This window comes from Streptomyces sp. NPDC025833 (assembly GCF_055558055.1).
This window is the reverse complement of the sequence record NZ_JBVHNF010000014.1, coordinates 41666-60543: the sequence shown is the minus strand read 5'-3', so window position 1 is coordinate 60543 and position 18878 is coordinate 41666. Positions and strand designations below refer to the sequence as shown.

18 protein-coding genes are annotated in these 18878 nt (G+C 74.2%); 8 read left to right on the top strand and 10 right to left on the bottom strand.

The features are described 5' to 3' along the window. Positions 1 to 34: 34 nt before the first annotated feature. The 4 genes from ACZ4K2_RS24945 to miaA all read right to left on the bottom strand — a co-directional run bounded on the left by ACZ4K2_RS24945 (position 35) and on the right by miaA (position 5363). Complete coding sequence (locus ACZ4K2_RS24945) at positions 35 to 2317, bottom strand: RelA/SpoT family protein (RefSeq protein ID WP_467476042.1); 2283 nt, start codon at positions 2315 to 2317, stop codon at positions 35 to 37. Between the two features lie 280 nt (positions 2318 to 2597). After that, positions 2598 to 3467 carry a diaminopimelate epimerase gene (dapF, locus tag ACZ4K2_RS24940; RefSeq protein WP_467476043.1) on the bottom strand — a complete coding sequence of 290 codons (870 nt, stop codon included), beginning with the start codon at positions 3465 to 3467 and terminating at the stop codon, positions 2598 to 2600. 142 nt (positions 3468 to 3609) lie between these two features. Then, positions 3610 to 4086 carry a hypothetical protein gene (locus ACZ4K2_RS24935; protein ID WP_467476093.1) on the bottom strand — a complete coding sequence of 159 codons (477 nt, stop codon included), beginning with the start codon at positions 4084 to 4086 and terminating at the stop codon, positions 3610 to 3612. Positions 4087 to 4424: 338 nt separating this feature from the next. Beyond that, positions 4425 to 5363 carry a tRNA (adenosine(37)-N6)-dimethylallyltransferase MiaA gene (gene miaA, locus ACZ4K2_RS24930; RefSeq protein ID WP_467476044.1) on the bottom strand — a complete coding sequence of 313 codons (939 nt, stop codon included), beginning with the start codon at positions 5361 to 5363 and terminating at the stop codon, positions 4425 to 4427. 535 nt (positions 5364 to 5898) lie between these two features. Between miaA and ACZ4K2_RS24925 the strand changes: the two genes are divergently transcribed. Continuing rightward, positions 5899 to 6177, top strand: a complete 279-nt coding sequence (locus tag ACZ4K2_RS24925) for an antitoxin (protein WP_467476045.1) — start codon at positions 5899 to 5901, stop codon at positions 6175 to 6177. 145 nt (positions 6178 to 6322) lie between these two features. On the opposite strand, the gene ACZ4K2_RS24920 is transcribed toward ACZ4K2_RS24925, so the two are convergent. Both ACZ4K2_RS24920 and miaB read right to left on the bottom strand, forming a co-directional pair. Then, a complete protein-coding gene (locus tag ACZ4K2_RS24920) occupies positions 6323 to 7036 on the bottom strand; it encodes a class III extradiol dioxygenase subunit B-like domain-containing protein (protein ID WP_467476046.1) in 714 nt (237 codons plus the stop codon). Between the two features lie 306 nt (positions 7037 to 7342). Beyond that, on the bottom strand, positions 7343 to 8872 hold the full coding sequence (gene miaB, locus ACZ4K2_RS24915; RefSeq protein WP_467476047.1) for a tRNA (N6-isopentenyl adenosine(37)-C2)-methylthiotransferase MiaB: 1530 nt from the start codon (positions 8870 to 8872) through the stop codon (positions 7343 to 7345). Between the two features lie 454 nt (positions 8873 to 9326). On the opposite strand from miaB, the gene ACZ4K2_RS24910 reads away from it, so the two are divergent. Continuing rightward, positions 9327 to 9848, top strand: coding sequence for a regulator component (locus ACZ4K2_RS24910; protein ID WP_467476048.1), 522 nt, complete (start codon positions 9327 to 9329; stop codon positions 9846 to 9848). Next, positions 9835 to 10998, top strand: coding sequence for an MAB_1171c family putative transporter (locus tag ACZ4K2_RS24905; RefSeq protein ID WP_467476049.1), 1164 nt, complete (start codon positions 9835 to 9837; stop codon positions 10996 to 10998). The genes ACZ4K2_RS24910 and ACZ4K2_RS24905 overlap by 14 nt, the downstream gene beginning before the upstream one ends. Before the next feature lie 76 nt (positions 10999 to 11074). On the opposite strand, the gene ACZ4K2_RS24900 is transcribed toward ACZ4K2_RS24905, so the two are convergent. Next, positions 11075 to 11896 (bottom strand): SDR family NAD(P)-dependent oxidoreductase, encoded by an 822-nt coding sequence (locus tag ACZ4K2_RS24900; protein ID WP_467476050.1) that lies wholly within the window; start codon positions 11894 to 11896, stop codon positions 11075 to 11077. A 267-nt stretch (positions 11897 to 12163) separates the two neighbouring features. Between ACZ4K2_RS24900 and ACZ4K2_RS24895 the strand changes: the two genes are divergently transcribed. Continuing rightward, a complete protein-coding gene (locus tag ACZ4K2_RS24895) occupies positions 12164 to 12523 on the top strand; it encodes a DUF6204 family protein (protein ID WP_467476051.1) in 360 nt (119 codons plus the stop codon). A gap of 59 nt (positions 12524 to 12582) precedes the next feature. Next, a complete protein-coding gene (locus ACZ4K2_RS24890; protein WP_467476052.1) occupies positions 12583 to 13026 on the top strand; it encodes a MarR family winged helix-turn-helix transcriptional regulator in 444 nt (147 codons plus the stop codon). Positions 13027 to 13190: 164 nt separating this feature from the next. Here the strand turns inward: ACZ4K2_RS24890 and ACZ4K2_RS24885 are convergent, their stop codons facing one another. Continuing rightward, the gene (locus ACZ4K2_RS24885; protein ID WP_467476053.1) at positions 13191 to 13598 is read right to left on the bottom strand and encodes a pyrophosphohydrolase domain-containing protein; all 408 of its coding nucleotides are present in this window, start codon (positions 13596 to 13598) and stop codon (positions 13191 to 13193) included. Between the two features lie 127 nt (positions 13599 to 13725). On the opposite strand from ACZ4K2_RS24885, the gene ACZ4K2_RS24880 reads away from it, so the two are divergent. Next, entirely contained in the window at positions 13726 to 14724 is a 999-nt protein-coding gene (locus ACZ4K2_RS24880; RefSeq protein WP_467476054.1) for a TAXI family TRAP transporter solute-binding subunit, read from the top strand. A gap of 16 nt (positions 14725 to 14740) precedes the next feature. Here the strand turns inward: ACZ4K2_RS24880 and ACZ4K2_RS24875 are convergent, their stop codons facing one another. Both ACZ4K2_RS24875 and ACZ4K2_RS24870 read right to left on the bottom strand, forming a co-directional pair. Further along, the gene (locus tag ACZ4K2_RS24875) at positions 14741 to 16168 is read right to left on the bottom strand and encodes a sensor histidine kinase (RefSeq protein ID WP_467476055.1); all 1428 of its coding nucleotides are present in this window, start codon (positions 16166 to 16168) and stop codon (positions 14741 to 14743) included. Between the two features lie 9 nt (positions 16169 to 16177). Continuing rightward, positions 16178 to 16864, bottom strand: a complete 687-nt coding sequence (locus ACZ4K2_RS24870; RefSeq protein WP_467476056.1) for a response regulator transcription factor — start codon at positions 16862 to 16864, stop codon at positions 16178 to 16180. Positions 16865 to 17157: 293 nt separating this feature from the next. On the opposite strand from ACZ4K2_RS24870, the gene ACZ4K2_RS24865 reads away from it, so the two are divergent. Together ACZ4K2_RS24865 and ACZ4K2_RS24860 are read left to right on the top strand one after the other, a co-directional pair. Beyond that, positions 17158 to 17934 (top strand): amino acid ABC transporter ATP-binding protein, encoded by a 777-nt coding sequence (locus ACZ4K2_RS24865; RefSeq protein WP_467476057.1) that lies wholly within the window; start codon positions 17158 to 17160, stop codon positions 17932 to 17934. Between the two features lie 55 nt (positions 17935 to 17989). Next, positions 17990 to 18820: a glutamate ABC transporter substrate-binding protein gene (locus tag ACZ4K2_RS24860; protein ID WP_467476058.1), complete on the top strand. Its 831-nt coding sequence runs from the start codon at positions 17990 to 17992 to the stop codon at positions 18818 to 18820. Positions 18821 to 18878 lie beyond the last annotated feature (58 nt).

Genomic DNA, 18878 nt, shown 5'->3' with positions numbered 1-18878 from the left:
CGGCCCACCCGAACGGGTGGGCCGGACGCCGTCGTCAGGAGGCCGGTGACTGGTGCCGCGCCCGGCCCACGTCGTACACGCCCGGCACGTCCCGCATGGCGCGCATCAGGGCCGGGAGCCGGGCCGCGTCGGGGAGCTCGAGGGTGTAGGTGTGGCGCACGCGCTGCTGGCTGGGCGGCTCGACGGTGGCGGAGACGATCTCGGCGCCCTGGAGGGCGATCGCCTCGGTGAGGTCGGCGAGCAGGTGGGGACGGCCGAACGATTCGGCGACGAGGGTGACCCGGCATGCGGCGGTCTCCCCCCAGCGCACGCCGACCTCCGCGCGCCCCTTGCCCTTCATGTGCTCCACGGCGGCGCACTCCGCGCGGTGCACGGTGACCACTCCCCCGCGCACCGCGAAACCGGTGATCTCGTCCGGTGGTACGGGCGTACAGCACCCGGCGAGCCGTGCGGAGGCGCCCGGCGGGTCCACGAGGACGTCGGCGCGGGGGGCGCGGGCGGCCGGGGAGCCGTCCGCCGGGCGCGCGGGGGCACCGGCCGCGGCGGCTTCGGGACGGGCCGCCGCCGTCTCCCCGGGCGCCGCCGTGGCCGCCCGGGTGGCGGCGGTCCCGGCGGGCGCGGTGCGGGCGCCGTCCGGCCCGCCCGTGCCGCCGCTGCCGTCGTCCGGGTCGGCGGTGCCGCCGGGATGGGTCGCCAGCCAGCGCTGGATGGCGATGCGGGCGGCCGGTGTGTGGGCGTGCTCCAGCCATTCGCGGGACGGTTCGGAGGCCGGGTCCTGGCCCATCAGGAGCTGGACCGTGTCGCCGTCGCGCAGGACCGTGCTGAGGGTGGCCAGGCGGCCGTTGACCCGGGCGCCGATGCAGGCGTGCGCGTCCTCGCCGTACTGCGCGTAGGCGGCGTCCACGCAGGTGGCTCCCTCGGGCAGGCCGAGGGCGCCGCCGTCGGGGCGGAAGACGGTGATCTCGCGGTCCTGGGCGAGGTCCTCGCGCAGGGTGGACCAGAAGGTGTCGGGGTCGGGGGCGGCCTGCTGCCAGTCGAGGAGGCGGGAGAGCCAGCCGGGGCGGGTCGGGTCGACGCGTTCCCCGTCGGCGGTCTCCGGGCCGGGTGCGGCGGCGGCCGGGGTGTCGGTCCCGGGCGCGTACGGGTTGCCGAGGGCGACGACACCGGCCTCGGCGACCTTGTGCATCAGGTGGGTGCGGATGAGGACCTCGGCGACCTCGCCGTCGGGGCGGGCGACGGCGGTGTGCAGGGACTGGTACAGGTTGAACTTCGGTACGGCGATGAAGTCCTTGAACTCCGAGACCACCGGTGTCATGCACGTGTGCAGTTCGCCGAGGACGGCGTAGCAGTCCGCGTCCTCGTTCACCAGCACCAGCAGGCGGCCGAAGTCGGTGCCGCGCAGCGGGCCGCGCTTGCGGGCCACCCGGTGGACGGAGACGAAGTGCCGGGGGCGGATCAGGACCTCGGCCGGGATGTCGGCCTCGCGCAGCACCCCGCGCACCTCGTCGGCGACCTCGGCGAGCGGGTCGCCGGGGCGGGCGGCGTTCCGGGCGATGAGCTCGCGGGTGTGCGCGTACTCCTCGGGGCGGAGGATGGCGAAGACCAGGTCCTCCAGCTCGGTCTTGAGAGCCTGCACGCCGAGGCGTTCGGCGAGCGGGATGAGGACGTCCCGGGTGACCTTGGCGATCCGCGCCTGTTTCTCGGGGCGCATCACCCCGAGGGTGCGCATGTTGTGCAGGCGGTCGGCGAGCTTGATCGACATCACGCGCACGTCGTTGCCGGTGGCGACGAGCATCTTGCGGAAGGTCTCGGGCTCGGCGGCGGCTCCGTAGTCGACCTTCTCCAGTTTGGTGACGCCGTCGACCAGGTAGCGGACCTCCTCGCCGAACTGCTCCCGCACCTGGTCCAGCGTCACCTCGGTGTCCTCGACCGTGTCGTGCAGCAGGGAGGCCGTCAGGGTCGTGGTCTCGGCACCGAGTTCGGCGAGGATGAGGGTCACGGCGAGGGGGTGCGTGATGTACGGCTCACCACTTTTGCGCATCTGGCCGCGGTGCGAGGACTCCGCGAGGACGTAGGCGCGGCGCAGCGGTTCCAGGTCGGCGTCGGGGTGGTGGGCCCGGTGCGCCTCCACGACGTGGCCGATCGCGTCGGGCAGCCTGCCGCGGGCGGCGGGGCCGAGCAGCGCGGCGCGGCCCAGCCGGCGCAGGTCGATCCGCGGCCGGGCCTTCCTGCGCGGCGACGCGGACGCCGTGAGCGCTTGTGACGCTGGGGGCGCTACCGGGCCAGGCGTCGCAGGGTTCGTGGCCTCCGCACTCAATGGGCACCTCCGGCTCGTGGACCGGCGGACGGAGCCCCAGGGCGCACGCGGCTCAGGGTTTGGCGGCGTTCCCCCGTCCGTGCCGGTGCTTGATGCTACCGAGCCCGCCACGTACGACGGACCGCCTCCCGCCGAGCGTGAAACGGATCACCCCTACGAGGGACGAAAACGAGGTTTAGATTTTGCGTCAGGTGCCCAGGACTCGGCCGCGGTTTCGAACCGCCTCGGCCCCGGGGGCGGGCCGGGCGGAAGGGCTCGTCCGCGTTCGTGCGGTGCCGGGTCAGCCGAGCGTACGGGCCAGCCACTCGGCGTCGATCCCGCCCTCGGCGACGATCACGGCGGGTCCGGTCATCTCGATCTCGCCGTCGGGCCGCTCGGTGATGACCAGCCGCCCGCCGGGCACGTCGACGGTGTAGGTCGCCGGGGTGCCGGTGACGGCGGGGTCGGTGCCGTCCCGGCGGGCGGCGGCCACGGCGACGGCGCACGCGCCCGTGCCGCACGAACGGGTCTCGCCGGACCCGCGCTCGTGCACGCGCATGGCCACGTGGCGGGTGCCCCGGTCGACGACGAACTCGACGTTCACACCGTCCGGGTAGGCGGCGGCCGGGGCGACCGGCGGTGCGGCGAGCAGGTCGCCGGCGTGGGCCAGGTCGGCGACGAACGCCACCGCGTGCGGGTTGCCCATGTTCACGTTGCGCGCGGGCCAGCTCCGCTCACCGACGGTCACCGTGACGTCGCCCTCGGGGAGGCGGGCGCGGCCCATGCCGACGGTGACGTCGCCGTCCTTCGCGATGTGCACGGCACGCACACCCGCGCGCGTGGCGATGACGAGATCACCTTCGGTCACATGTCCCGCGTGCTGGAGGTAGCGCGCGAACACACGCACACCGTTGCCGCACATCTCGGCGACGGAGCCGTCGCCGTTGCGGTAGTCCATGAACCACTCGGCCTCGCCTGCCATCGCCCGGGCCTCCGGGTGCGCCGCGGACCGCACCACGTGGAGCACGCCGTCGCCGCCGATGCCCGCCCGGCGGTCGCACAGCGCGGCCACGGCGGCCGGGGAGAGGTCGAGGGCGTTCTCGGGGTCCGGGACGATCACGAAGTCGTTCTCGGTGCCGTGGCCCTTGAGGAAGGCGATCGGTGTGCTCATCCCTCGATCGTACGGGTTCGCCGCCCCCGGGAGCCGACGGGCGGGAAGGGGGAACGGCTGGTGGGAGGGGTCGTCCGGTACCGGTCGGCGGGCCGGAGCCGTGTCCCCGCCGGGGCGTTCCGGCCGCGCCGGGCCGGGGGGCTCAGCGGAGCCGCGCCACGCGCCAGACGGCGAGGACCACGACCACGGCCACCACCAGCGTGTAGGCGAGTACGACGCGCCAGTCGGGGCGGCGGCCCGAACCCCTGGGCGGCAGCCCCGGCCAGGTGTGGCCCACCCGGCGGGCGGCCATCATGCCCCAGCCGGCCGCGCAGGAGCAGATCAGCAGGCCGAGCATGGCGATGACCGCGCCGCTGTCGCCGAAGTCGAAGGCGAGCGGGAAGGCGAACATCAGGGAGCCGACGGCGGCGAGACCCACGATGGGCGCGAGCTGCCAGACGCGCAGCCGGCGCTGCGGGCGCAGCTCGACCTCGACCTCGGGACCGCCCGGGTACATCTCCTCGGGAGTCGGCCCGTCGGCGGTGACGGTGTCCGGGATGTCGTCGGGTCCGTCGTCGGTCAGCCGGTCCTCCGCCTGCGGGTCCGCGGCCGGGCCGGGCCGCGGGGCGCCGGCCGGCAGGCTCCGGGACAGGCGGTCGGTGGCCGGGGTGCCGGTGTCCGGGCCCTCGGTGGCCACGCGGTCGTCGGCCGGGCCGTTGCGGGGCGGGGCGGGCAGGCGCACACCGTTCGTGTGCGCGCCGTTCACCCGGGGGCGTTCCGGGTCCGGGCGGTCGTCGTCGGCGCCCGGACGGTCACCCCCCGTAGCGGGGTGCTCGGTACTTCGTGCGGTGTCGCGAGGGCCGGCCTCCATCGCCACGCGCCCTCCCAACTAGGCTCCACTTGGTCGATCGAAGCACGATGATGGCACGGCGCCGAAGGCCCCGATGACCGGCGGCGCATCCCGATGCCATCACGTGATCAGGCTGTGACCGGTCGTTCGACCAACGCCAGGGCCAGGTGCGGAAGTTCCCCGCGGTCCGCGACGGCCCCGCTCAACCAGTGCACGCGGGGATCGCGCCGAAACCACGAATCCTGGCGGCGCGCGAAGCGCTTGGTGGCACGCACGGTCTCGGCGCGGGCTTCCGCTTCGGTGCACTCGCCGGAGAGTGCCGCGAGAACCTGCTGGTAACCGAGCGCACGCGAAGCCGTGCGCCCCTCGCGCAGGCCCTGCGCCTCCAGTGCGCGCACCTCGTCCACGAGGCCCGCCTCCCACATCCGGTCGACCCGCCGCGCGATGCGCTCGTCCAGCTCCGGGCGGCCCACGTCGACGCCGATCTGGACGGTGTCGTAGACGGAGTCGTGGCCGGGCAGATTGGCCGTGAAGGGCCGGCCGGTGATCTCGATCACCTCCAGCGCGCGGACGATGCGGCGGCCGTTGCCCGGCAGGATCGCGCGCGCGGCCTCCGGGTCGGCGGCGGCCAGCCGGGCGTGCAGCGCGCCCGGACCGCGCAGCGCCAGCTCCTCCTCCAGCCGGGCCCTGACCTCGGGATCGGTGCCGGGGAACTCAAGGTTGTCGACGGCTCCCCGGACGTACAGACCGGAGCCGCCGACCAGGATCGGCCAGCGGCCCTCGGCGAGCAGCGCGTCGATGCGCGCGCGGGCGAGTCGCTGGTACTCGGCGACCGAGGCGGTGACCGTCACGTCCCAGACGTCCAGCAGGTGGTGCGGGACGCCGCCGCGCTCCTCGGGCGTCAGCTTGGCGGTGCCGATGTCCATCCCCCGGTACAGCTGCATGGAGTCGGCGTTGACCACCTCGCCGCCGAGCTGCTGGGCCAGGAAGACGCCGAGATCGGACTTTCCGGCCGCGGTGGGTCCGACGACGGCGATGACTCGGGGGGCGGGGGATGCACTGCTCACCGCACCAGTCTCCCAAACCCGCGGTCGGGGTCTCGAACGGGGCGCGTGACGGCGTGCGCCCCCGCCGTTCCCGGCGCAGGGCCGCCGCCCGCCGGGCGCGCGGAAGGCGGTGACCCGGACGGCGCAACCGTACGCAGCGGGCGACGCGGGACCCGGTCCGTACGAGTACCGTGTGAAGTGGACGAAGGGCGTGTTCGCAAGGGCCTTCCGGCAGGTCGGAAACGTCTTCGGAGTTCCGGGGCGCGCGCCCCGTGCCGGTGGGCGGCCGGCGGAGCCGTGGCGGACCGTACGGGCCGGACCGACTCGGCCGGTCGGGCCTCCCGGAGACGCGGGCGGCCGGACCGGCGGAGGCGGTGAGGACGGCCGGCGACGGGCGCGAGCGCGTGACCGGACGGTCGGCCGACGACACGGACCGGACACCGGGACCACCGCCGTCCCTGGGCAACGGTCCCCAGCGACCCGCGCGGACGGCCGGCGGCCGCGGGGCCGGCGAGGACGCCCGCACACACGACTGTCCCGCGAGGGAAGGTGGACCATGGGTCTGATGGACAACGTGAAGGCCAGGCTGGGCCCGGCCAAGGACAAGGTGTCGGACCTCGCGCGGCAGCACGGGGACAAGGTCCAGCACGGGATCGACAAGGCCGCCAAGGCCGTCGACGAGCGGACCAAGCACAAGTACAGCGACAAGATCCACGCGGGCACGGGCAAGGCCAAGGAGGCGATGGACCGCCTCGCGCACAAGGGCGGCACGGAACCCCCGACCCCCGACCCCATGACCCCGACCCGTCCGGAGGGGCCGCCCCCGGCTTCATGAGCCGACGCCGTACGCGGTACGCGTCCCCGCCGGCACAGGGCGGCACGGCGGTGCGCGGTCCCGGAGTCCGTGCGGCTACGGGACACGCGCACCCGCCACGCGCGCGTGCCTCGGCGGCCGGACCTCGGGGGTGTGCCTCGCGGGCTCAGGACCAGGTGGCGACCAGGTACCCGACGCCGTACGGCGCGTCCTCGTACAGCAGCGCGCCGGTGAGGTCCGCGTCCTCGGCCGCCCCGGCCATGATCTGCCAGGGGGCGCGGCCCGCCGCCTGGAGCTCCCGGGCCAGTGCGGGGTCCAGCGCGGCCAGGCCCGGCACGTCCGCCTCGGCCAGCGCCCGGGCCGCCTCCGCGTCGAAGGGCGCCGCCCGCTCGTCCAGGTAGCCCGGCGCCTTGAGCGTGCGGCAGGCGCTCGCGTCGCCCATCACCAGCAGCGCCACGCGATCGGCCCGCCCGGCCAGGTGCCGCCCGGTCTCGGCGCACCCCTCCGGCTCCAGGTCCTCCCCGACGCCGAGCCCCTCGACCGGGGCGCCGGCCCAGCCGGTCCGCTCCAGCAGCCAGGCGCCGACGGCCAGCGAGGCGGGCAGCTCGCGCTCCGTGACGGGGCCCGTCGCGGTCCCGAGGCGTACGTCCAGGTCGACCCCGAAGCCGCGGAAGGTGCCCGGGGCGCCCTGCGGGAACGGGCCGCGCCCGTCCCGGCCGGCCGCGCCGACGACCACCAGCAGGTCGGGGCGCGCGGCGGCGAGCACGCCGAGCGCGTCCGTGCAGGCCGCGCGCGCGGCGTCCAGTTCGGGCGCGGCACCCGCGGCCACCTCGGGCACGAGCAGCGGCGGGCAGGGGCAGACTGCGGCGGCGACAAGCATGATCGGCAGCGTAACCCGGTGGGCAGGCCGCACGGCACTCCCCGGCCGACGCGCCCGCGACGCCCCGCGGCAGCGGGACGAGGACCACGGCCCCACGGCGTCCGGGCCGTTACCGACCACGACCGGGATCGCCCGGTCACCGGGTCACCGGGTCACCGGGTCACCCACCATGCCGTACCGGGTGGACGACACCCGGCGAAGAGGCGCCCGCCGGGATCTCCTCGCCCATGCCAGGAGCCCGGCACCCCGGCGCCGCGTACGCCGCGGTGCCGTCGCGGTCGCCACGGCTCTCGCCGTGGCGCTCCCTCAGTCGCAGCCGCAGCCGCTCCCCGCGGTGACCGGCAGCGCGGCCGGCACCCCGATCTTCGGCAGGCCGAGCATGACGCCCGCCGGCTTGGCGGCCTCGGCGGCGTTCCGCTTCTCCCACGCGTCCCCGGCGGGCGTGCGGCGCACACCGAGGACGGGGCCCTCGGCGAGGAGGTGGTGCGGCGCGGCGTACGTGATCCCGACGGTGACCACGTCCCCGGGGCGGACCTCCTCGTCCGGCTTGGTGAAGTGGACGAGGCGGTTGTCGGGCGCGCGGCCGGACAGGCGGTGGGTGGCTCCGTCCTTGCGGCCCTCGCCCTCGGCGACCATCAGCTCCAGCGTGCGGCCGACCTGCTTCTTGTTCTCGTCCCAGGAGATCTCCTCCTGGAGGGCGACGAGCCGCTCGTAGCGCGCCTGGACGACCTCCTTGGGGATCTGGTCCTCCATGGTCGCGGCGGGGGTGCCGGGGCGCTTGGAGTACTGGAAGGTGAACGCCTGGGCGAACCGGGCCTCGCGGACCACGTGCAGCGTCTGCTCGAAGTCCTCCTCGGTCTCGCCCGGGAAGCCCACGATGATGTCGGTGGTGATCGCGGCGTGCGGGATGGCGGCCCGCACCTTCTCGATGATCCCCAGGTACCGCTCCTGGCGGTACGAGCGGCGCATCGCCTTCAGGACGGTGTCCGAGCCGGACTGGAGCGGCATGTGCAGCTGCGGCATCACGTTCGGCGTCTCGGCCATGGCCGTGATCACGTCGTCCGTGAAGTCGCGGGGGTGCGGCGAGGTGAAGCGGACCCGCTCCAGGCCCTCGATGTTCCCGCAGGCGCGCAGCAGCTTGCTGAACGCCTCCCGGTCGCCGATGTCGGAGCCGTAGGCGTTGACGTTCTGGCCGAGCAGCGTGATCTCCGAGACGCCCTCGCCGACCAGAGCCTCGATCTCGGCGAGGATGTCACCGGGACGGCGGTCCTTCTCCTTGCCGCGCAGGGCCGGGACGATGCAGAAGGTGCAGGTGTTGTTGCAGCCGACGGAGATCGACACCCAGGCCGCGTACGCGCTCTCGCGGCGCGTCGGCAGCGTCGAGGGGAACGCCTCCAGGGACTCGGCGATCTCGACCTGCGCCTCCTCCTGGACCCGGGCGCGCTCCAGCAGGACCGGCAGCTTGCCGATGTTGTGCGTGCCGAAGACGACGTCCACCCAGGGCGCCTTGCGCACGATGGTGTCCCGGTCCTTCTGCGCCAGACAGCCGCCGACCGCGATCTGCATGCCGGGGCGGGAGACCTTCCGCGGCGCGAGCCGGCCGAGGTTGCCGTACAGCCGGTTGTCGGCGTTCTCGCGGACCGCGCAGGTGTTGAAGACGACGACGTCCGCGTCGCCGTCCGAACCCTCAGGGGCCCGTACGTATCCGGCCTCTTCGAGCAGCCCGGCCAATCGCTCGGAATCGTGGACGTTCATCTGGCACCCGTAGGTGCGGATCTCGTAACTCCTGGGGGCGGGAACGTCCACTGCCGGGCTTCGGTCGCTGCTGCTGGTCATGCGGTCAAGGGTAGGCGGTCCGCGGAGACCCGTGGTGCGGCGCCCGTTTCCGCCGTACGGCCGCCCGCGGCGGGGGCACGGGCGGCGGCGGACCGGCGGCCGGAGGCCGCGGCGGCGGTCACGGGGACGACGTTCCGTGCGGTGTGCGCCCGCCGCGCCGCCGCCCGCGCCGGGCAGGAGACGGATTTCGCCAAAGGGCGACCGAAAGGGCCGGTGGGCGTGTGCAAGAGGCCGGACGACCTGCTTAGGTGGGCCGTGCGGCCCCACCGCCTCCGCCTGCCGCGCGGGCCGTGCCGGGGGCCCGGCGGACGAGTCCGGCGGCGGAGGGCCGGCGAGCGCGTGGGACGGCAGTGGGAGTACGCCGCCGGGACCGCCCTGCCCGGTGCGACGGCGGCGGAAGGACACCCCAGCCGGTCCGGCCGGTGAGACCAGCGAACGGGGGGTGGCACGAGCGGTGCGGAGAACCAGCGAGTACGCCGCGCTGCGGCGCCGGTGCACCGCGATCCTGCGCGATCTGGGGGTGCGGCGGTCGCTCTCCCTGGAGGAGCTCCACGAGCGGGTGGAGGAGCTGAGGGGCCGTCCGCTCGTGCTGCGGGAACTCCCCGAGGAGGCCGCGGCCACCGGGGCGTGCGGGCTCTGGCTGGGCACCGACGACGCCGACTACGTCTTCTACGAGGCCCGGACCGCGCCCGTGCACCGCGAACACATCATCCTGCACGAGATCGGCCATGTGCTGTGCGACCACCACCGCAGCCTCACGGACGACGACGGGCGGCTGGCCGCGCGGCTGCTGGCGGACCCGCGGCCGCAGCTCCTCAGGCGGCTGATGGCGAGGGCCTGTTACACGACCGCCGAGGAGCAGGAGGCCGAGATGATCGCCAGCCTGATCCAGAGCGCCGGGACCGCCGGCCCGGTCACCGGGCCGCTGGGACGCCTCGGCGCGTTCCTGGGAGTGGCCTCCGATGCCGGTGAGTGAACTGGCCGCCCGGGTCGGGCTCGTCAGCGTCCTCGCCCTGTGGTCCGCCCTCGTCTGGCGTGCGCGGCCCGCGCTGCGCCGGCCGCACCTGCGGGGGCTGTGGGTGACCGTCCTCGCGGCGACCACCGCCATCACCCTCTTCCAGCCGCGGATCGTCAAGGGGCTCACCTCCCACGGCGTGGACGTCCACACGGTGTCCCTCGTCCGCAATCTGATCGGGGTCCTCAGCGCGGGGCTGGTCCTGCTGTTCGTGATCGACGCGCGCCGCTCCCCGTACCCGCGGCGGTGCGTCACGGTGGGACTGACGGCCGCCCTGGGGTCGTTGCTCCTGCTGGACCTGGTGCGGGCCGACCGGTCGCCCGAGGGGACGGCGGCCGTGCAGGGGCCCGCGTCCGCCGCGGCCGCCTACTGGCTGATCCTCGTCGCCGCCCACATCCTCGGGGACGCCGTCGCCCTGGTGGTCTGCTGGCGGTACAGCCTGCGCACGCGGGAGCGTGACCTCGTCTGGTCGCTGCGGCTGTTCGCGGCGGGCAGCGTCCTCGCCCTCGTCTTCTGGTCCGGCTACCTCTGCCACCTCTACGGCCTGGCCCCGGGCCTGCTCCCCGGCCTGTCCGTGGTCATGGGGGCCCACGGCCTCCTGCGGGCGGCCTCGCTGCTGGTCCCCACCGCGACCGCCCTGGGCCGGTCGGCGGCCGCGCTCCGGACCACCTGGCGGCTGTGGCCGCTCTGGCGCGACCTGGTGACGGCGGTGCCGCACGTGGCCCTCGCCGGCCCCCGGCGGACCCGGCTCCAGGAGGTGCTGTGGCCGCGCTGCCCGCCGGTGCTCCAGGCGCACCGGCAGACCATCGAGACGTACGACGCGCTGCTGACGCTGCAGGAGTACGTCCAGCCGGACGCCTACGAGAGGGCCCATCGGCACGCCCGGCGGGCGGGGGTGCCCGACGACCGCCTCGCGTCGGCCGCGCTGGCCGGTGCCGTCGGCCAGGCCCGGCGGGCGGTGCTCGGCGGCGTGCCGCCGTCCGGCCCGCGCCCCCTGCCCGGGGTCGTCCACGGGAGCCCCGAGACACTGCTGGGGATCGCCCGGATGTGGTCCGCGATGGCCGACGCGCTCCCCTGCCGCGACCGGTCCGCCCCGGCGCACCGGCCGTGAAGCACGAGGCCCGGCGTGCCCGCCGCGTACGCGCCGGGGGTGATCGGTACGGGCGGTGCTCAGCGGGGGCAGGCGTTCAGGCCGGGTCCGTGACGCGTGGCGCGATGTGGTGGTCGAAGGCGAGCGTCCCGGGGTCGAGGGCCGTCGTCCCGCCGTCGACGGTCAGCACCGCTCCGTTGACGTACGACGCCGCCGGGGACAGCAGCCAGCCGATCGCCTCGGCGACCTCGCGCGGTTCGCCGGGACGCCCCTGGGGCAGCGGCCTGGTCACCTCCTCGTAGCCGGCCTCCGTGCCGCCGCCCGGCAGACCGGCCTCCTGCGCGAAGCGCGCCATGCGCCGGTCGGCCATCTCGGTCCGCACCCAGCCGGGGCACACGATGTTGGCCCGCACCCCCCGGCGCCCGTAGTCGACGGCCACGGAGCGGCAGAGCTGGAGCAGGGCGGCCTTGGACGTGGCGTACGGGGCGTTGCTCGTGCCGTTGCGCAGCGCCGACACCGAGGCGACGGCGACCACCGCCCCCCGGGTCTCCAGCAGGTGCGGGATCGCGGCGCGCAGCAGGAGGAGCGGGCCGGTGACGTTGGTGCGCATCACCTCGTCCCAGTCCCGCAGCGACATGTCCCCCACGGCTCCGCCGCGCCCGATGCCCGCGTTCAGCACCACGCCGTCGAGGCGCCCGTACGCCTCCAGGGCCGCCCGGACGAGGCCCTCGGCCGCCTCCGGGTCCCCGGCGTCGGCCGGGTGCGCCAGCGCTCCCGTCTCCCGCGCGAGACTCTCGAGGGGCTCCGGCCGCCGGCCGGAGACGACGACGTGGTGCCCCGCCTCGGCCAGCATCCGGGCCGTGGCCCGCCCGATGCCCGAGCCCCCGCCGGTCACGACGACAACGCGCTTGTCCTCCACTGCTGATCAGGCTCCTTCACCGAGACCGTCGGGATCGTCCAGCGCGACCGAGCCTAGAACCCGCTGCTCACACCGGTGACGACTTCCGGCCAGCGCCCGCCGGTCCCGCGGAAGCACCGGGTGCGGCGAACCGGCGGGACCGGTGGCGTGGCGCCACGCGGGCCGCCGCCGGGGCCGCGGGCAGGCGCTCGGACCCCGGCCCGGTCCTCCGCCCCGGCCACCGAAACCCGGTGGAGCGCTGCCCCCGGCTCCGCCTAGGGTCGCGGAATGACCACACGGACCTTCCGCATCGCCGTTCGCGGCGTCTTCGACGGCCTCACCGAGGCCCAGCGCGCCGCCCTGTCGGCCGACGCCGCCGCCCACGACCCCCTGCGCGCCGCCTTCACGCCCGAGGGGACCCTCACCTACGACATCGCCGCCCGCCCCGCCTTCGTGTTCCGGTTCTCCGCCACCGGCGAGGAAGAGGAGGACATCCTGGAGGCGACGGAGGTGGCCGAGGAGACGGCGAAGTCCTGGCTGACGGAGCGCGGTTACGGCTTCAAACACCTGCGGACCACCGCCGAGGACCTCTCCCAGGCGCCCCTCGGCAAGCGACAGCGCCGCGCCGCCCGCGCGACCGGCTCCTGAACCGAGGACATGAACTTGAGCAGTCAAGGATCAGGCAAGGTAACGCGAGGGAGCGGGAGATGAGCGAGGCCCTGGACGCGGCCCTGCGGCTGGTGCGGGCCCAGGCGGCGCTCGTCCGCCGCTTCGACGCGCGGCTGGGCGGGCTGCACGGCGTCAGCCTCGCCGACTTCACCCTGCTGCTCCGCCTCGGTCAGGCACCGGGCGGCCGGATGCGCCGCGTCGACCTGGCCGAGGCGCTGGGCCTGACCGCCTCCGGGGTCACCCGCGGGCTGGCCCCGCTGGAGCGGATCGGGCTGGTGACGCGGGAGCCGGACGCCCGGGACGCGCGCGTGGCGTACGCGGCGCTGACCGGGACGGGCCGGCGGCGGCTGACGGAGATGCTGGCCACGGCGGAGGAGACGGCCGCCGAGGTCCTCGCCGGCCCGGCCTGGCCCGCGGCGGACGTCGCGCGCCTCGCGGAGCTGCTGGCCCGGCTCGGCGGCACGGGCCTGTCGGGCCGCTGAGCACCCCGGCCCCGGCCCCCGCGCCGCGCGTCACGTCCGGTCGTACCCGGTAGGGAGCGGGACCGGCCCGCACGCGCGTGCGGTACGGCGGACGGGCGGCAGCTCTCCGGCCTCCCGTCGCGCCGGCGTCACGCGTACCGGGCCTGACGCCCGGCATCCGGGCGTCAGGCCGCGCCGTCCGGCGTCCAGCCCTGGCGGCGCAGTACGGCGGCCACGTCCGGCGCCCGGTAGTGCTCCCCCTTGAGCACCTTGCCGTCGGCCCGGCGGGCGATCTGCCCGTCCGGGCCGACCTTGCTCATGTTGGCGCGGTGGACCTCGGCGATGACCTCGTCCAGGTCGATGCCGTGCACCAGTGCGGTGCCGTAGGCCACGTACACCACGTCGGCCAGCTCGTGCGCGAGCCGGTCCAGTGGTCCCCGGACCGCGACCTCGGCCACCTCGGCGGCCTCCTCGGCGAGCAGTTCGCCGCGGTGGGCGGCGAGTCCGGGCTCCACCTCGGCCGGCGTGCGGCGGGCGTCGAGGCCGAAGACGCGGTGGAACTCGTGGACGAGACGGGCGGGCGAGGTACTCATACGGCGACTGTAACGGCCGCCGCCGACAACACCGCCGGCCCCGGGGCGCGGCGGCGGTCCCGGGCGCCCGCTTCCCGCGGCTCCCGGGCCCTGGTCAGCGGCGCGCGTCGGCTGGCAGGATCGCCGCATGTCCATGGTGTTCCCCCGGTTCGGCAGGCGCCGAGCGCTGTCCGGCGCGGCCGTCGGTGCCGTCGTCCTCGGTCTGCTGCTGTGGTGGCTGCTGCCCCTGGGTGAGAAGCCGCCGAGCGGGACGATCGTGATCAGCACCGGTACGCAGCGCGGGGTCTACCAGGAGTACGGCGAGCGGCTGCGCACCGCGATGCACGACGACATGCCGGGCCTGAAGGTGGAGCTGCTCAACAGCGCGGGTTCCCAGCAGAACGTCGAGCGGGTGGCGACCGGACGGGCCGACTTCACCATCGCGGCGGCCGACGCGGTCGCCACGTACGAGCTGCGGCACGGCAGGGGCGCCGCGCGACTGCGCGGTGTGGCCCGGCTCTACGACGACTACGTGCACCTCATCGTGCCCCGCGGCTCGGACATCAGGAGCGTGGCGGACCTGCGGCACAAGCGCGTGGCGACCGGGCTGCCGGACTCCGGGGTGCGGCTGATCGCCGAACGGGTGCTGCGGGCCGCCGGCATCGACCCGCGGAAGGACATCACCGCGGAGGCGGACGGGATAGACACCGGGCCCGCGCGGCTCGGGGAAGGGAAGATCGACGCCTTCTTCTGGTCCGGCGGACTGCCCACGAAGGGGCTCGTCACACTGGCGCGCCAACGCGAGTTCCGGTTCGTGCCGATCGAGGACGACGTCGTCACCCGGCTGCACGACCAGGGCGAGCAGTCGCGGTACTACCGCGCCACCAAGATTCCCGAGTCCGCCTACCCCACGGTGCAGCAGGGCCTGCAGGTGCCGACGATCGCCGTGTCCAACGTGCTGATCACCCGGGCGGACGTGGACCCCCGGCTGACCGAGTGGGTGACCCGCACGGTGATCGACAGCCGGGACGGCATCGGCAAGCACGTCCACTCCGCCCAGCTGGTCGACGTGCGCACCGCCATCTACACCGACCCGCTGCCCCTGCAGGAGGGCGCCCGGCGCTACTACCGGTCGATGAAGCCGTAGCGGGGCCGTTGCCGCTTCAGCGTGCGCCCGCCGCCTCCCCGGTGCTCTCCGTGTGCCGCGGCACCCGGAGCGTGACCCGCAGTCCCCGCGGCTCGTGGTGGGCGTAGCCGATCGAGCCGCCGCCGGCCGTGAGCAGGGCGCGGGTGATGGACAGGCCCAGGCCGGAGCCCTGCACGTTCTGGTGCCGGCCGCTGCGCCAGAACCGGTCGCCCACGCGCGCGAGTTCCTCGTCCGTCAGGCCGGGTCCGGTGTCCGTGACGACGATCGCGGTGGTGTCGCCGTCGGCGGTCACGGCGACCTCCACCGTGCCGTCCCCGGGGGTGAACTTCACGGCGTTGTCGATCACGGCGTCCAGGGCGCTGGACAGGGTGACCGGGTCGGCCCAGCCGGTGGTGGGCGGGCAGTCGCCGGTCAGCCGGACGTCCTTGGCCCTGGCGGCCGGTGCCCAGGCGGCCACCCGCTCCGCGGTCAGCGCGCCGATGTCGGTGAGCCGGAGGTCGGCCTCGGAGTGCTCGGCGAGCGCCAGGCCGAGCAGGTCGTCCAGCACCTGCGCGAGGCGCTTGCCCTCGGTGCGGACCGAGGCGATCTCCTCGTTGCCCTCGGGGAGTTCGAGGGCGAGCAGTTCGATGCGCAGCAGCAGCGCCGAGAGCGGGTTGCGCAACTGGTGCGAGGCGTCGGCGACGAAGGCGCGCTGCTGCTCCAGCACGGCCTCGACGTTGTCCGCCATCTCGTTGAACGAGCGTGCCAGCCGCCTGAGTTCCGGTGGTCCGCCGGCGGCCGCGACCCGGGACTTCAGCCGTCCCGTGGCGATGTCGTGGGTGGTGGCGTCCAGCACCCGGACCGGTCTGAGCACCCAGCCGGTCAGCCGCAGCGCCGCGCCGACGGCGAGCAGCATGGCCGCGATCTCGCCGGCCCCGATGACCAGCCAGCCGCGCAGGATGCGTGCCCGCAGCTGTCCGGTGGGCGAGTCGGTGACCACGACCGCGACGACGTCGCCGTCCCGGATCACCGGCGAGGCGACGACGAGCCGGCTGCGCTGCCAGGGCCAGGCCTGCGGCGGGTCGTGGCTGCGCCGGCTGAGCAGTGCCTCGTCGAACGCCGCGCGGACGTCGTCCGTCGGCAGTACGGCCCAGTCGCCGGGCGCGTTGGCCATCGGCGCGCCGTTGCGGTAGAAGACGCCGGCTCGGATGCCGTAGACGCCGTAGTAGCTCTCCAGTTCGCGGCGCAGGGTCTCCCAGCGCTCGTCCGTGGTGGTGCGGCGGGATCCGCTGGGCGCGTCGGTGACGAACTGGGCGAGCGCCGCGAACCGCGCCGTGTCGTCGATCCGGTCGACCACGACCTGCTGCTGCCGGGCGGCGGCCACGCTGATGGCGAGCGGGATGCCGAGCGCGAGCAGGACGGCCGCCAGCAGCACGATGAGCAGCGGGAGGAGGCGGGTGCGCACCCGTCCCCGCTAGGCGGCCGGGGCGACGAGCCGGTAGCCGACGCCGCGTACGGTCTCGATCAGCGCGGGCATGCGCAGCTTGGCGCGCAGGGAGGCGACGTGCACCTCCAGGGTGCGGCCCGTGCCCTCCCAACTGGTGCGCCAGACCTCGCTGATGATCTGCTCCCGGCGGAAGACCACTCCGGGGCGCTGGGCGAGCAGGGCGAGCAGGTCGAACTCCTTGCGGGTCAGCTGGATCACCGCGCCGTCGACGCTGACCTGGCGGGTGGGCAGTTCGATGCGGACGGTGCCGAGGAGCAGGGCGCTCTCGATGCCGACGGCGGGGTCCTCGGGGACGGTGCGTCGGCTGACGGCGTGGATCCGGGCGAGGAGTTCCCCGGTGTCGTAGGGCTTGACGACGTAGTCGTCCGCGCCGAGGTTGAGTCCGTGGATGCGGGAGCGGACGTCGGAGCGGGCGGTGACCATGATGACCGGGATGCCGGTGCGCTTGCGGATCTTGCCGCAGACCTCGTAGCCGTCCTGGTCGGGCAGGCCGAGGTCGAGCAGGACGACGCCGAAGCCCGCGCCCTCGGGGACGAGCGCCCGGAGCGCCTCCTCGCCGCTGCGCGCGTGGGTGACGTGGAACCCGTGCCGTGCCAGGACGGCCGACAGGGCCGCGGCGACGTGGTTGTCGTCCTCGACGAGCAGCAGTCTCATCCCGGCCCCCTCCGGTTCGGCGTTCGTACGGTCGCGCTTCGCGTCCGCCGTGTGGATCACCGGCACGCGCGCGTGCAGAATGCAGTGACGCCGATGAGCGGGGACGGCGTCAAGAGGCTCGGGGTCGCCCGCCGTTTCCGTTACCCGGCCGATACGCGCGCGCGTGCCGTACTACGACACGTGTCCGATTGCTATCGGATCGTGATGCTCAAGTCTCCCTCAGATGTGATGACGCAGGTCACAGCCCCTCACTACTGTCCTCGGAAACCCGAGGAGGACGGAGCCCGAGAGCGATGACCGAAGTATCGGTGACCAAGGAAGACGTGGTCATCTCCGACGAACTGGTCGTCCTGAAGAGCGTCAACAAGCACTTCGGCGCGTTGCACGTGCTCCAGGACATCGACCTGACGATCGCCCGCGGCGAGGTCGTCGTGGTCATCGGGCCCTCCGGGTCCGGAAAGTCGACCCTGTGCCGCACCATCAACCGTCTGGAGACGATCGACTCGGGCGCCATCACGATCGACGGCAAGCCCCTGCCGCACGAGGGCCGCGAACTGGCCCGGCTGCGCGCGGACGTCGGGATGGTCTTCCAGTCCTTCAACCTCTTCGCGCACAAGACCGTGCTCGAGAACGTGATGCTGGGCCAGGTCAAGGTCCGCAAGGCCGACAAGAAGAAGGCCGAGGAGAAGGCCCGGGCCCTGCTGGACCGGGTCGGCGTGGGCACGCAGGCCGACAAGTACCCCGCCCAGCTCTCCGGCGGCCAGCAGCAGCGCGTCGCGATCGCGCGGGCCCTGGCGATGGACCCGAAGGTCATGCTCTTCGACGAGCCGACCTCCGCCCTCGACCCCGAGATGATCAACGAGGTCCTGGAGGTCATGCAGCAGCTCGCGCGCGAGGGCATGACGATGATCGTCGTCACGCACGAGATGGGCTTCGCGCGCTCGGCCGCGAACCGGGTGGTCTTCATGGCCGACGGCCGGATCGTCGAACAGGCGGCGCCGGACCAGTTCTTCAGCAACCCGCGCAGCGACCGGGCCAAGGACTTCCTGTCCAAGATCCTGCACCACTGACGGGTCGCCCGCCCGCCCCGGACCCCCGTCTCTCACCACGTAAAGGATGTTCACCATGAAGCTCCGCAAGGTCACCGCCGCCTCGGCCGTCCTGCTCGCCCTGTCCGTGACCGCCACCGCCTGCGGCGGCGACAAGGAAGACAACGGCTCCGGCGGCGGCAAGAAGATCACCATCGGCATCAAGTTCGACCAGCCGGGCATCGGCCAGAAGACCCCGCAGGGCTACTCGGGCTTCGACGTCGACGTGGCCACCTACGTGGCCGAAAAGCTCGGTTACAGCGCGGACCAGATCGAGTGGAAGGAGTCGAAGAGCGCCGACCGCGAGACCATGCTGCAGCGCGGTGACGTCGACTTCATCGCCGCCTCCTACTCGATCACCCCGGAGCGCCAGAAGCTGGTCGACTTCGCCGGCCCGTACCTGCTCGCCCACCAGGATGTCCTCGTCCGCGCGGACGACACCTCGATCAAGTCGGCGTCCGACCTCAACAACGCGAAGCTGTGCTCGGTCAGCGGTTCCACCTCGGCGCAGAACATCAAGGACCGGCTCGCCCCCAAGGCGCAGCTCCAGAAGTACCCGACGTACTCCGCCTGTCTGACCGGCCTGCAGAACAAGAACATCGACGCCCTGACCACGGACGACTCGATCCTCGCCGGTTACGCCAGCCAGTCCCAGTTCAAGGGCAAGTTCAAGCTCGGCGGTCTCAAGATGACCAACGAGAACTACGGCATCGGCGTCAAGAAGGGCAGCGACCTCAAGGCCAAGATCAACAAGGCCCTCGAGGAGATGGTGGCCGACAAGTCCTGGCAGCAGGCCGTGGACAAGAACTTCGGCCCGGCCGGCTACAAGAACGAGCCCGCCCCGAAGGCCGGCGAGATCAAGAGCTGAGGCAACGCCCCGGGGGTGCGCCGTCCGTGCGGGCGGCGCACCCGGGCATCCCTACACG

What these genes read in the sequence shown, in the direction of transcription:
- ACZ4K2_RS24895 (WP_467476051.1), top strand. Translation starts at nt 12,164, where the DNA reads ATGACCACACGGACCTTCCGCATCGCCGTTCGCGGCGTCTTCGACGGC.
- ACZ4K2_RS24860 (WP_467476058.1), top strand. Translation starts at nt 17,990, where the DNA reads ATGAAGCTCCGCAAGGTCACCGCCGCCTCGGCCGTCCTGCTCGCCCTG.
- ACZ4K2_RS24885 (WP_467476053.1), bottom strand. Translation starts at nt 13,598, where the DNA reads ATGAGTACCTCGCCCGCCCGTCTCGTCCACGAGTTCCACCGCGTCTTC.
- miaB (WP_467476047.1), bottom strand. Translation starts at nt 8,872, where the DNA reads ATGACCAGCAGCAGCGACCGAAGCCCGGCAGTGGACGTTCCCGCCCCC.
- ACZ4K2_RS24890 (WP_467476052.1), top strand. Translation starts at nt 12,583, where the DNA reads ATGAGCGAGGCCCTGGACGCGGCCCTGCGGCTGGTGCGGGCCCAGGCG.
- ACZ4K2_RS24880 (WP_467476054.1), top strand. Translation starts at nt 13,726, where the DNA reads ATGTCCATGGTGTTCCCCCGGTTCGGCAGGCGCCGAGCGCTGTCCGGC.
- ACZ4K2_RS24870 (WP_467476056.1), bottom strand. Translation starts at nt 16,864, where the DNA reads ATGAGACTGCTGCTCGTCGAGGACGACAACCACGTCGCCGCGGCCCTG.
- ACZ4K2_RS24920 (WP_467476046.1), bottom strand. Translation starts at nt 7,036, where the DNA reads ATGCTTGTCGCCGCCGCAGTCTGCCCCTGCCCGCCGCTGCTCGTGCCC.
- ACZ4K2_RS24905 (WP_467476049.1), top strand. Translation starts at nt 9,835, where the DNA reads ATGCCGGTGAGTGAACTGGCCGCCCGGGTCGGGCTCGTCAGCGTCCTC.
- dapF (WP_467476043.1), bottom strand. Translation starts at nt 3,467, where the DNA reads ATGAGCACACCGATCGCCTTCCTCAAGGGCCACGGCACCGAGAACGAC.
- ACZ4K2_RS24925 (WP_467476045.1), top strand. Translation starts at nt 5,899, where the DNA reads ATGGGTCTGATGGACAACGTGAAGGCCAGGCTGGGCCCGGCCAAGGAC.
- ACZ4K2_RS24865 (WP_467476057.1), top strand. Translation starts at nt 17,158, where the DNA reads ATGACCGAAGTATCGGTGACCAAGGAAGACGTGGTCATCTCCGACGAA.